16 protein-coding genes and 1 pseudogene are annotated in these 11,101 nt (G+C 70.8%); 11 read left to right on the top strand and 6 right to left on the bottom strand.

From position 1 onward, the window contains the following. The first annotated feature begins 351 nt into the window (after positions 1–351). The 5 genes from IH80_RS44810 to IH80_RS0120435 all read left to right on the top strand — a co-directional run bounded on the left by IH80_RS44810 (position 352) and on the right by IH80_RS0120435 (position 4,326). A complete protein-coding gene (locus IH80_RS44810; protein ID WP_158943530.1) occupies positions 352–657 on the top strand; it encodes a hypothetical protein in 306 nt (101 codons plus the stop codon). Positions 658–757: 100 nt separating this feature from the next. Then, a complete protein-coding gene (locus IH80_RS0120450; RefSeq protein ID WP_030962295.1) occupies positions 758–1,273 on the top strand; it encodes a hypothetical protein in 516 nt (171 codons plus the stop codon). A 666-nt stretch (positions 1,274–1,939) separates the two neighbouring features. After that, entirely contained in the window at positions 1,940–2,683 is a 744-nt protein-coding gene (locus IH80_RS0120445) for an SMI1/KNR4 family protein (protein ID WP_030962293.1), read from the top strand. A gap of 475 nt (positions 2,684–3,158) precedes the next feature. Beyond that, positions 3,159–3,575 (top strand): pyridoxamine 5'-phosphate oxidase family protein, encoded by a 417-nt coding sequence (locus IH80_RS0120440; RefSeq protein WP_030962291.1) that lies wholly within the window; start codon positions 3,159–3,161, stop codon positions 3,573–3,575. 274 nt (positions 3,576–3,849) lie between these two features. Then, positions 3,850–4,326, top strand: a complete 477-nt coding sequence (locus IH80_RS0120435) for a hypothetical protein (protein WP_234432320.1) — start codon at positions 3,850–3,852, stop codon at positions 4,324–4,326. 62 nt (positions 4,327–4,388) lie between these two features. Here the strand turns inward: IH80_RS0120435 and IH80_RS0120430 are convergent, their stop codons facing one another. Continuing rightward, positions 4,389–4,616, bottom strand: coding sequence for a hypothetical protein (locus IH80_RS0120430; RefSeq protein WP_030962289.1), 228 nt, complete (start codon positions 4,614–4,616; stop codon positions 4,389–4,391). A 141-nt stretch (positions 4,617–4,757) separates the two neighbouring features. Here IH80_RS0120430 and IH80_RS46120 point away from each other — a divergent pair. After that, a pseudogene (locus IH80_RS46120) lies at positions 4,758–4,901 on the top strand (DUF5958 family protein); the annotation flags it as partial. 47 nt (positions 4,902–4,948) lie between these two features. Here IH80_RS46120 and IH80_RS0120420 read toward each other — a convergent pair. Together IH80_RS0120420 and IH80_RS0120415 are read right to left on the bottom strand one after the other, a co-directional pair. After that, positions 4,949–5,560: a CAP domain-containing protein gene (locus IH80_RS0120420; protein WP_078906647.1), complete on the bottom strand. Its 612-nt coding sequence runs from the start codon at positions 5,558–5,560 to the stop codon at positions 4,949–4,951. 259 nt (positions 5,561–5,819) lie between these two features. Continuing rightward, on the bottom strand, positions 5,820–6,245 hold the full coding sequence (locus IH80_RS0120415; RefSeq protein ID WP_030962286.1) for a subtilase-type protease inhibitor: 426 nt from the start codon (positions 6,243–6,245) through the stop codon (positions 5,820–5,822). Between the two features lie 490 nt (positions 6,246–6,735). Between IH80_RS0120415 and IH80_RS0120410 the strand changes: the two genes are divergently transcribed. Both IH80_RS0120410 and IH80_RS0120405 read left to right on the top strand, forming a co-directional pair. Further along, positions 6,736–7,080 (top strand): hypothetical protein, encoded by a 345-nt coding sequence (locus IH80_RS0120410; RefSeq protein ID WP_030962284.1) that lies wholly within the window; start codon positions 6,736–6,738, stop codon positions 7,078–7,080. A gap of 365 nt (positions 7,081–7,445) precedes the next feature. Next, positions 7,446–7,790 (top strand): hypothetical protein, encoded by a 345-nt coding sequence (locus tag IH80_RS0120405; RefSeq protein ID WP_030962280.1) that lies wholly within the window; start codon positions 7,446–7,448, stop codon positions 7,788–7,790. Between the two features lie 51 nt (positions 7,791–7,841). Here IH80_RS0120405 and IH80_RS0120400 read toward each other — a convergent pair whose 3' ends face one another. After that, positions 7,842–8,849, bottom strand: a complete 1,008-nt coding sequence (locus tag IH80_RS0120400) for a hypothetical protein (RefSeq protein WP_030962278.1) — start codon at positions 8,847–8,849, stop codon at positions 7,842–7,844. A gap of 290 nt (positions 8,850–9,139) precedes the next feature. Between IH80_RS0120400 and IH80_RS0120395 the strand changes: the two genes are divergently transcribed. From IH80_RS0120395 to IH80_RS0120385, 3 genes are read left to right on the top strand one after another with little or no spacing between them, the layout of a single operon-like run. Then, positions 9,140–9,565 (top strand): pyridoxamine 5'-phosphate oxidase family protein, encoded by a 426-nt coding sequence (locus tag IH80_RS0120395; protein WP_030962277.1) that lies wholly within the window; start codon positions 9,140–9,142, stop codon positions 9,563–9,565. An 18-nt stretch (positions 9,566–9,583) separates the two neighbouring features. Then, positions 9,584–9,994 (top strand): cytochrome P450, encoded by a 411-nt coding sequence (locus IH80_RS0120390; RefSeq protein WP_030962276.1) that lies wholly within the window; start codon positions 9,584–9,586, stop codon positions 9,992–9,994. 58 nt (positions 9,995–10,052) lie between these two features. Further along, the gene (locus IH80_RS0120385) at positions 10,053–10,619 is read left to right on the top strand and encodes a hypothetical protein (RefSeq protein WP_158943528.1); all 567 of its coding nucleotides are present in this window, start codon (positions 10,053–10,055) and stop codon (positions 10,617–10,619) included. On the opposite strand, the gene IH80_RS46115 is transcribed toward IH80_RS0120385, so the two are convergent. Together IH80_RS46115 and IH80_RS46110 are read right to left on the bottom strand one after the other, a co-directional pair. Continuing rightward, positions 10,613–10,864, bottom strand: a complete 252-nt coding sequence (locus IH80_RS46115) for a hypothetical protein (protein ID WP_234432310.1) — start codon at positions 10,862–10,864, stop codon at positions 10,613–10,615. The genes IH80_RS0120385 and IH80_RS46115 overlap by 7 nt on opposite strands. A 21-nt stretch (positions 10,865–10,885) precedes the next feature. Then, complete coding sequence (locus IH80_RS46110) at positions 10,886–11,071, bottom strand: hypothetical protein (RefSeq protein WP_234432309.1); 186 nt, start codon at positions 11,069–11,071, stop codon at positions 10,886–10,888. Between the last annotated feature and the right edge of the window lie 30 nt (positions 11,072–11,101).

Below are 11,101 nucleotides of genomic sequence, written 5' to 3'. Positions count from 1 at the left end.
CCGCGTGCGGGCGCTTCCGACAGCGGTGCCAGGAGCGGCTGTTGTGTCGCGAAGTACTCGCCGATCGTATGGTTCCGGGAGCGGATGCGTCGGTTGTCGTCCTCCTGGTCCCACCGGTCGATCACGGCGTTGAGCTCGGTGAGCGTGACGACGTCGGGAACGCGGTCCAGCGTTCGGCCTCCGCCCGGCGGCGTGAGAGACCCGGCACCTGGGCAACGGCAGCCCTGAGGTTGTCGTAGCGGACCTTCCCGGTCGGCACCCCGACCAGCGCGTTGAGAGCGTGGACGTGGCCCTCGAAGAACGCGCGCTGCCCCGCCGAGGCGAAGACACCAGCGGGACCTGGACGGCCGGATGTCCAAGTCCTGGCGCAAGAAGATCATCGAGGCCAACGTCTGCATGCCGCTCGGATGGCGCGGCTGCGCCCTCGCCTCGGCGATTTCGGGAATGCTGCTCGCGACCTTCCGGAGCGGCGCGAAGAACAACGCGATCCGGCACTTCATGTGGCAGGCGAGCCTGACCTTCTACTTCGGTGCACGAGCGGCCAAGGGCGCAGAAACGCGCATGAATGGTGCCAGACCGGACGCGACACCCACATCGACCAGCACAACAACTCCGTCGCCCGCATCTTTGCCGTGCGGAACTGGTGGGCCATGCTGAGCTGGTACACCTGGGGCGTGGTCTGGGTGAGCCTCTACTTCTTCGCACGCGTCTACTACTACGCCAACGGCGTGCTGCGGAGAAATCAGGAAGGGAACCTTTGATCACCACACAATCCCCGCGCCGCGGACCGTTCGTGGTCCTGGCCGTCATCGTCGGCTGCGTCACCGGGCTCGCTCTGCCGGCCTGCTCGGCGTATCTGCTCTTCTACGGGTCGGAGGGCTCGTGCCAGGAGAGCAAGGCGGTCGAGCGCATGGCCCGGGTCTCTGCCGCGGTGCCAGCCGTCGCAGCCGGCGCCACGCCCGTCGCGGATCGAACCCACGTGGAGTGCATGGACGACAGCGGCGATCCCTGGGTGATGGCGAACAGCGCCTACACCCACGACATGGACGCCAAGTCGCTGGTCGCCCACTACTGGGACACCGCGCGCAAGGAAGGATGGAAAGCGGTCGGCACCCGGGAGCAGGCCCCGGCCCGGTTCCGCAGCGGCTCCGGCATGTGCTTCCACAAGGAGGTGGACGGCGCCCCGGCGCTGCTCCGGGTGGGGGCCGACGGGCCGACGGAGTTCGCCGTGACCATGGAGTCCGCTCTGGACGGATCCACGATCACCTGCTGAACCGCTGAGAGCGCACAGAGGCGCCCGCCTGCGCGGTGCGTGCGCGTGCGGGTGGCGGGGCGCTGCCGAGTCCCCGCTCGACCGGACCCTTTGCCCGATCGTTCCCGCCCACCGCTGCGGGGCAGTCCGGATTCCCAGCGGCCCCGGCCGCACAGCTCCAGGGCCACTGCCGTACGCCCTCGGCGGTCTTCCAGGCCTGCGCCAGGTCTCGAAGCGGAGCCGTGGCGGCCAGGTCGCGCAGATGGTCGCGGGCATCCTGCACGGGGCCGAGGGCCAGCTGGTGTCGTCGGTGAGGACCGCGTCGGCGAACTCGGGGACGTCGCGGATCCCCGACTCCAGCCGAACGATCTCCGCAGGCAAACACCCACCAGACCTGCCGCATCCTGGCCGATACCACGCGCCCCGTCGCGGGGACCGGCCGCGGAAGCCACTGCGCGCCGATGGCCTGGGTACCGTCGCCCTCGCGGATGTTCTGCATGCGGGCGGCCAGCAGCGGCCACTGCCGGGAGCCGACCAGGAGGCCCGCTGCCGTCGTGGCCGAGCTGCTGGGCATGAGTGACGGTGTGCGTCTGGTACCTCCGCAGTGCACGCTGTCGGTACGAGCAGCTAGGGTCGCCCCTGGCCGCCGGGCGTTCGGCCCACCGGCGACGACAGGGGGTACGGACGATGCGTGCGGGCACGCTGCGGTTCCATGACCGTGCGGCAGAACTCGCCGGGCTGGACCTGGAGATATCCAAGGAGGCCGAGGCGGTACTGGACCGCTTCGAGTCAGTGCACGGCCACGCTGTGCCCGCTTCGGTGCGCGAGTGGTTCGCACTGACACAGGGCGCCGCCGTGCTGAGGAAGTTCAGCAACAACGACATGGTGTACGACGCCGAGCAGCTGGGCCGGACAGAGGTCTACTACTGGCCCGAGGACAACGGCGACTGGCCCGACGACGTGGAAGAACAGGAAGAACGGCCCTTCGACCCGGTCGGCTCTCTGGGTCTGCTTCCGTTCATGGTCGAGAACCAGGGCGTGTGGGTGATGGCCGTCCGCCTCGACGGCTCCGAGGACCCACCAGTGGTGATCTCCTTCGACGACGTGACGCCGTCCGCCGTGTGGCAGCCACAGGCCGAGCGTCTTTCGGACCTCGTCCGAGCCCGGATCTGGGACGCGCCGGTCCACCGTCGCGGCAAGCAGCTCACTCTGGCCGGCGGGGGGAAGCCGTCGGCTCTGTTGGAGGTGCTCCGGCAGGACTTCACCCCCGGGCCGCCTACGGTCGACGGCACCCAGCGCCATTCCCGGGACGGCGACCGCCAGCGGGTGCTGCTGGAACGGTGGCGCGGCCAATGGCACGCCACCGTGTGGGCGGCCGACGAGGCCGGGCTGGCCGCGCTGACGGCAGCCGTTGGTCCCACAACGGACTGAGACCGAGTACGTGGGACCGCACGGCTGGCCGGGGTCGGCGCTACGCCCGCATGGCCCCGCCGCACGCGGACCCGGTCGCACCACGAAGCGGAGCTTGCCCAGGCCCCGGATGTCGGGCTGACCCTTGCGGGAGATGACTGGCAAGATCCCGCGTCGGCGTAGCTCTTGGCGGTCGGGGTTGCTGTCGTAGCCCTTGTCGCCCAGGAGTGCGTCGGGGCGTTTGCGGGGTGGCCGACTCGGCCGGCGACCGGTGGGATGCCGTCGACCAGGGCGAGGGTCTGGGTGACGTCGTTGACGTTGGCCGCGGTGGCGATGACATCGAGCGGGATGCCGCGAGGCGGAGGCGGGGAGAACCGAACCCACAATCGTCCGCAACGGAACTATCTGCTACGGTCTCTACTGTCGGCTCGCCCGACCCGCTGAGCGAACTCCCCGCTCCACCCCATTCCAACCAGACCAGCAGAGGTTGATCCCCATGAGCGAGCACACCACCCCGAACGCCGGCCCGGCTCCCCGAGCCCTCACGGACCAGGAGCTCTCCGAGCTGTTGAGCCGGCAGCAGTTCGGCGTACTGGCGAGCGTCAGGAGCACCGGCCACCCGCACCTGTCCACCGTCCTGTACGACTGGAACGCCGAGGAACGCGTACTGCGGGTCTCCTCCACCGCCGACCGCCTCAAGGTCCGCCAGATGCGCCGCGATCCGCATGCCTCACTGCACGTCAGCGGGCCGGACGTCTGGTCGTTCGCCGCCGCCGAGGGCGAGGCGGAGATAGTGGACCCGGCCGATGGCGCGGCCCCCGGCGAGCAGCCGCTGCCCGACCGGCGCGTGACCATCCTGCTCCGCGTCTCTCGCCTCTACGGGACCGCCCTGGACATGCCCGCCCAGGCGTGACGGCCTCGCGCCGGTACCCGGGAGGACAACCCACGGACGCTGGGCTGACAGGCCGTCGGCTCCACCCGGACGTCGCGGAGAAACCGTCCTGCGTCCTGACCCACTGGGTGACGGGTGAGCCTCCGTTGAGCGTCCAGGCCGGGCCGCAACGGAGACCCTCACGGGCGACACCGCGCCTCTGGGGCAGCGCCTCTCCTCCCGGGGGTGCCCGGTGCCGGTGCCTGGTGCCTGGTGCCTGGCGTCCGGGGTGTGCCGGGATACTTCCGGGGTGCTGATGACATGGATCGCCGAGATGGCGGACGGACCGCTGGTGCTGGAGCCGACTGGTCGGCGAGTGGAGTGGGAGACCAACACCTGGTGGTTGGGTGCGACGGACGAGGACAGGCGCGCCTTGTCCGTGTGGGAGGTGGTCGCCGCCTTCGAGCGGACTGTCGAAGGCATCCGGCTCCGCGTCCGCGAGACGGGCTTCGGAGGGGTGGCGACGTTCTACGTCTGGCACGACGAACAGGCCGGGCAGCTCCGGTGTTCAACCGGATCGGTCGCCGCGGACGAGTTGCCCTTCGGTGGGGCGTACGTGCCTACCGACGATCTCGGTGCTGTCATCGAGGGCTTCCTTCGTGACCAGGAACCCGGCTCGGTTGCCTGGTCGGACCTTGAGGCCCAGGACGAACAGTCAGAGCAGACCGCTCCCGAGACGGAGGCCGCGCCTTTCCCTGTATGGGTCCGCAGCGTCGGACCGGTCTCGCACTGACCGGACCCGCCCGCCGACGCGGCCCGGACGCCAGATCCCGCATCGGGGTGCGCATGCCCCGGTCAGGCGGGCTCGCGGCGCTCGGACGCCTTGCGCGTCTTCACTCCGCCGGCGACGAGGGCCAGCCCCAGGACGACGATCCCGAGGTAGGCGGCGGACGGGAGGTCGACGACCTTGTGCAGCCAGCCCCACTCCGTGCCGAAGAAGGTCTGTGACGCGAAGCTGACGACCCCCTGGGCTGCTACGACGTAGCCGATGCTTTCGACGGTGTATCCGATGATGGTTCGCACACCCCAACCCTCTCGTGGCGGCGCCGCGAGATCCTCCTCCGCAGGTCCGAAAACCCCGTAGGCCGAAGGATGCAGTCCGCCCTCCGAGACGACGTGGAATGATCGTCAGATGTCGGGGACCACGGCTTCGCGTCCCTTACCGCCGACGAGCACGTCACGGCCTTCCGTGTCCTCGTCTCGGTGTTCTCCGTCGCCGACACGCGGCGCAGGCTGACGTGCCGCAAGGGCACCTGCGTACACCCGTGGCACAACCTGCCCACGTCGGTCGGCGTACAGCCGCCGTAGCGGCTGTACGCCGACCCGGGTGAGGAAGGCCTGCTCGTCCCGCGCAGTCACTGCTGGCAGCGCCCGAAGGTCACGACGTAGGTTCCGGCCTGGCTCGCGCCGGCCCCGGCGCGGTCGGCCGCACCCGGCTGGGCCCAGGCACCGATCTCCCGCATCGACGGGTCGAGGATCCTCTGGCGGTGGCCCCACGTGCTCACGTTCATCCACCAGTTGACCGCGGCGTTCGGGGTTCCGGAGCCGCCCCAGCCGGTGTACGTGATTTCGGCGAAGCCCCAAGACCTGGGGTTCGGGCAGTAGCCCGCGGCCTTGATCCGGCTCTCCGGCGTCGAACCGGTCTGCGGATTGCGGTGCGAATCCTGGTTCGGTCCCCACCACTTCAGCTGGACGGCGGCGGCCGAGTGCTGCTGCGCCGCCGTCGTCAGCGCCTGGTTCACGGTGAGGGCGGGCAGCCCCCGCTGCGTGCGCTGGGCGTTGATGAGGCAGACCAGCGCGTTCCGGACCGCAGTGTCGTTACTGCTGCTCGGGGCCCGGGCAGCGGCCGCCGTGTCGCAGGCGACGGCCGTCGCCGGTGCTGCCGATACGGGAACCAGCGTGGCCGACAGGACTGCGGCCGCCGCGAGGCTCCGTGCAATTCTGGTGTGTGAAGCGTGCCTGCTCAAGGAGGTCCACCTCCTGCGAACATGAACGGTGGTTTCCAGCGGTTGAGGTGGCGTGTCGCGCACACGTGGTGGAGCGTGGCACAGGCCTCGCTGGGGTCTCCCCTCCAGGCTGCCAGCCGTCGTACCGACCCGCCATCCGGCCCCTGGCCGGCAGGGCCGGGCAGGCGCACGGGCTGACGGACGTACGGCCGCCGCGCCGGTCGGGTGCGGCGGCCCGCATCGCCCTCGGGGGCCGGACCGAGCGGTGGGTGCCGCGGCGTCAGAACGCGTACACGGGGCTGGCGTTCAGGTTCGCGGCCATCACGCACGTGTTGGAGAAGGTGTGCTTCCATGCCACGCGCCGGCCGTGCAGTACGCCGTCCGCGGTGACCGTCACGGGGTCGAAGTACATCGGGCAGGCCAGCGACGGGTCGGGGGCCGACAGCAGGCGGTTGAGTTCACCGTTGGTGGCGTTGAGGGCGTCGCACGCTTCCCGCGGGGCGGGGTGGGTGCCTTCGGCCGTGTAGGCGCAGCTCAGGGTGGCGGCACGCAGGACGGTGTCCGTGGGCGCGCCGGAACCCTGCATGACGGTGAAGACCATCGCGGACGGGCCGTGTGCGCTGGCGGGTTGAGCCTCCGCGAGACCGGTGCTGCCTGCGAGACAGAGCAGGCTGAGGGCGGATACGGCGATGACGTGGTGACGCATGACAGATTTCGCCTTCGATTCAAGGGTTGATTGAGGTTCATGGCTGCGATCTTGCGCTCAACTGAGGTTCAGCCTGGCAGGTCCAAAGGAGCGCCGCCAATGGGCGGTCGATTTACGGACACATCATTCGCATACCGAACCGCCGCCGCCTGACGGTCACGCATTCGCGCAGCTCGTACGGCACATCGCGGGCCCCCGCGCAGCACGAGAGGCGGGGTGTCGGAGCCCTCCGAGGCCCGTACCTCCCTGGTGACGGAGGTGCACGGTGCACCGATGGGCCGTACAGGGTGACGGGATGACTGCGGTCAGGCGGACTTACGGACCTGCGGACCTACAGAGGGGGCGGAGCGGCGTGAAGCCCCGAGGTTGCGGGGCATGACCCCTCGTCGGGCTGCCGGGCCAAATGGAGACAGGGCCCGGCACGGGCCCCCGGACGACCCGGACACCCGAAGGGACGGCGCCTGCCGTCCCCGCCCCGAGGAGACCTCCCATGACCCGTACGCACCTGACCCAGCGCCTCGCCCTTCTCGGCGCCTGCGGAGCCATCGCCGCCGGCGGGGCGCTGCTCCCCTCCACCACCCTCGCCGCACCCGCAACCCCGCAGGTCACGACCGCGCAGACGATCCAGGAGCACCCGGCACACGAAGCGCGACCGAAGGAGGTGGTGAAGACCAGCATCACGATCACTCAGCGCACCCTGAGGGACGGGCGGGTCAAGGTCGTCACGGTCAAGACGATCACCAGGATCACCAAGGACCATCACGGCAAGGTCATCAAGAAGTCGGTCAAGACCATCACAACCGTGAAGATCCGTCCGGCCCCTGACGACGAGTAGGCCGTCGGACCGGAATCGGACAGGCGGTGTTGCCCGGAGCGCACCGCCTGTCCTCCTGCCCTGCCACCGAAAGGCTGCCGGGATGTGCAGGCGTTCGACTCGGCGTGGTGCACCCGGCATTCCCACAGCTCGCGGGACGCGAGCTCGGCGGGCACGGGGGTGTCGGGGTCGTCCGGCGCGTGCACATGGACCACCGCGTGGCACCGGGACCGCACGGTGGCTTCGGCGGCGGACCGGACTCCCGCACCTTGAACGTGTTCAATTCTTCTGGCATGGTGATCACCGGTGGACCGGCGGGGACGACGGGCACGGGATCCGTCTGCCCTTGTGACCGGCTTCCACGAAGAGGGGAAGGGCGCAGTGACGTGATCATCGCCTTGTTCGTGTTCCTGTTCGTCGGTGCGGTCCTGGCCGCCACCCCGGGCGCGGTCCTGGGCTACGCGTTCGTCGCGGTGAGCGGCAGGCTGTCGCGCGGGATCAGGATCGTCCTGCTGCTGCTCCTGGCAGCGGCGTCGGCCTCGACGTGGCTCACCGTGCTGGAGGCCGGCACCGTGTGGCGGCCCGCCGTGGTGATGCTGTCGTTCATCGCGACGCTCGTCTCGGGTGCGACGTTCCTCGAACGTGAGGCCGGCAGGCTGCGCGCGGCCCGGTTCCACACCCGGCCGTGGCCCCACTGGCAGTCACCGGCCGACCCCCACGGCGGTCGGTGAGGGTGAGCTGTCGCGACCCGTGCACCACCTGACGGCGGAGAACCGGGCGGGCTACTGGACGCTCCAGCGCGGCGGGTGGGCCGGATCGGCCGGACAGCCGAAGACGTTCAGTTCGCCCCAGCGCCCGACGGTCACGTTCGTCGGTGTGCCCTCCTTGCGTTCCCTGGCGGACGGCCCGTCCTCGAGCGGGATCCAGCTGCACGTGCCGCCGTCCCACTCGGAGCTGTCCACGGTGAGGACGAGCTTCATGGCCCGGCCGCACGTGGCGCAGTCCATCGGGTACGGGTCGGTCAGGTGCCAGGACGCGAAGCCGCCGATCCGCCAGCCCGGCGGGATGGAGAGGTCGTACTGGTAGCAGGGACGGGCGCCGCGCCGGGGCCCCGGCAGAAGCTCCCAGGCCGTGATGGCGGCCTCCAGTTCCGCGGGGAGCAGGCCCCCGTACTGGTAGGTGGTCACCTGTTCGGGGTGGAGTACGCAGGGCGCGGGCACGTACCCCTCGTAGCCGACCACTTCCGGTTCGGGCTGCTCGGTCAGCGGATCCGTCACCACGTCCGAGCGCTGCCAGCGCAGTTCCACGTGCATGGCCCGGCCGGTCTCACCGTGACGGTCGAAGGGGCACCAGAACAGCTGGAGGAGGTCGCAGCCGTCCGGCCCGGCCGGGAGATCGGGGACGTCCCTGCGATGGAACTGGGCCACGCCGAGGAGGGGGATCGGATCGGTGTCCTCCAACCCCGGCACCTCGTATTCGTCGCGGAGCGCCCTCAGCAGTTCCTGCTTCTCCTCGCCGGCCGGACGGCCGCCCCCGCTCACCCACGACTCGGCGAGGAAGCGCTCCAGCCGGATGTCCTGCGGGCGCCGGCCCCGGTCGCGGGGGTGGGGTTGCGTGCACACGGGCCACGGTGCGTCCGCGGGCCAGAGCAGGGGCCCGCCCACGTGGCTGTCCGTCACGGCCGGGGTGCCCGGCCGCGGATGGAGCCGGGTGGTCGTACCCCTGTGAGCGGCGAGGGCCGGGAAGAGGGCTTCCGGGTCGAACGGACGCGGTGGTGTGGTGCGGGCCATGGCCACGACCCTACGGGCCGGCCGCCGAAGCCCGGCCGAAGCCGGTCCGGAGCCGAACGGCGCGGGCAGCCGACCGCCACCGGTTCGGGCGGCGCCTCGACGAACGCCGGTTCGAGCCGTACGGAGCGGGGCCACCAACGGCCGAAGGTGGTCAACAGGTGCCGACAAAAGATCATGGAGCAGTACCGGACCCTGTACGGGCCGGCCACGCGGAATGGTCCGGCGCGGGGAGGCGTTCTCCAGGACGTACGCGTGTACGCCCCTTTCCGCCCTGGTAGGAGGAGGATGTCGTGGCACTGTCCCGGACCGAGCGTGAGCAGTTCCTCGCCGAACCCCATATCGCCGCCCTCTCCGTGAGCGCTGGCGATGACCGCGCGCCGTTGACGGTACCGATCTGGTACGAGTACTCCCCCGGCGGCGACATCTGGATCATGACCGGCCGGGACTCCCGCAAGGCCGAACTGATCGCTGCCGCCGGGCGGTTCAGCCTGATGGTCGACCGTGTGGAGCCGACGATCCGGTACGTATCGGTCGAGGGCCCGGTGGTCTCGGTCGCGCCGGCCGTGCGCGAGCAACTGGAGTCGATCTCCGCGCGGTACCTGCCGGCCGAGAAGGTGGACGGCTACGTCGAGGACGCGTGGAAGAACCACGGCGAGCAGGTCGTCTTCCACATGCGTCCGACGCGGTGGGTGAGTTCGGACCTCGGGCAGGTGTGATCGGCGATCTCCCACACCATGCTGGCGAGCGATCCTCCCGAGCACACCCGCCAACGGCGGGTGGTGACAACCCTGTGGGCTCCCGGACGCGTCCGGGAGCTGCGCCCCTACCTCGCCCGGGTCGTCGACGACCTCATGGCCGGGTGGCGACCGGTGACACCGGTCGACCTGGTGGCGGACCTGGCCGTACCGCTGCCGGTCACGGTCGTCAGCGAGCTGCTGGGGGTGCCGGAGTCCGACCGCGCCGTGCTCGCCGCCCGGTCCCACGAACTCTTCGAGGCGACCGGCACCGACCGCGTCGACTCCGCGTCACACCGGATCGGTGACTACCTGACCCGCCTGGTCGACACGGCCGGCGACGGGCGGGAGACGGCCCGCTCCGCTCCCTGCTGCGCGACTGCGAGGGGCGCCCTCGACCGGCCCTCCTGACCCCCGGTGGGAGGGGGTGGCGTGCGGCGCCGTCCGGTGGGCCGCGTACCGTCACCGTATGCACGATGATGTGTCCGTCGGCGTCGCCGGCGGTGCGGCGGGGTCCGGAGCCATGGTCTTCGTGTGCGCGGCGTGCGGGGTCGCCCTGACCGGGCCCCTCGAACGGCTGCCCGCGGTTCCCGAGCCTCCGTACTTCCCCTGGTGGGAATCCGACGAGCGGGGCCCCTCGCCGGCGACCGTGCCGTCGGGCCGGTACGCGATCGAGACGGAGCACTACGGTGCGCCCCTGGTCGTCACGGACGTGCCCGGGCCCGCCATGCCGCGCCGCGGGACGATGAGCGACGGGCACGGGCGGTGGCTGGTGTCGCGGGGACCGCGGGGCAACATCGTGATCGATCCGGACGACGCACGCGGGCTGGAACTGCGGCACGCCTCCGCGGCTTGCTGCGGAGCGACTCCGGACGGCGGCATGAACCAGGCGTGCGCCTGCGGAACGCTCGTCGCGACGCTCTGCTCCGACTGCTGTCTGCCCTACGAACTGCACCTCTCGGCCGCCCACGTCCGCGCCGTCCCCGCCGTCCGCCCCGGAGCCGGGGAGGCCGGCCCCGGACCGGCCGGTCAGTAGCGGAACAGCACCCCGCGCCAGGTCCATCCAGCGCCGAGGACCGTGGTGCGCAGGGGATCCCTCACGTCCCGCGTGTCGAAGCGCGGCGTCTCGACCTTGTGCCGGCGGCCGTCGGCACCGCGCCGGAACTCCCACTGCCGGTACACCTTGGAGCCCCCGCGGCCGTACTGCCGACCGGATTCGGGCGAGGGCTCCCACCGCTCCTCCAGGACGAGCACCTCACGCTTGGCGGGCACCAGACGCATGCGGGGCTTGAGCGTCAGCTTTCACCTGCGGGGCCCAGAGTCCGCGACCAGGTCGGCCTTCTCCTTGGGGCGGCCGTGGCGCACATTGAACGGCATGTTCCGGTTGTTCAGCGCGAGGAGCGCCTCGCGGAGTTCCGTCGTGGGCAGGGGTATGACACCGACGCGGGGGTATTCGGTGCCGGTCCACCTGTCCCAGATGCGGCCCATGTCAGACCTCCTCCGTGTCCGTGGACCCGC

This window comes from Streptomyces sp. NRRL S-378, assembly GCF_000720645.1.
Classification (GTDB): domain Bacteria; phylum Actinomycetota; class Actinomycetes; order Streptomycetales; family Streptomycetaceae; genus Streptomyces.
Note: the sequence above shows the minus strand (reverse complement) of the source record. Positions and strands in the feature narration are given on the sequence as shown.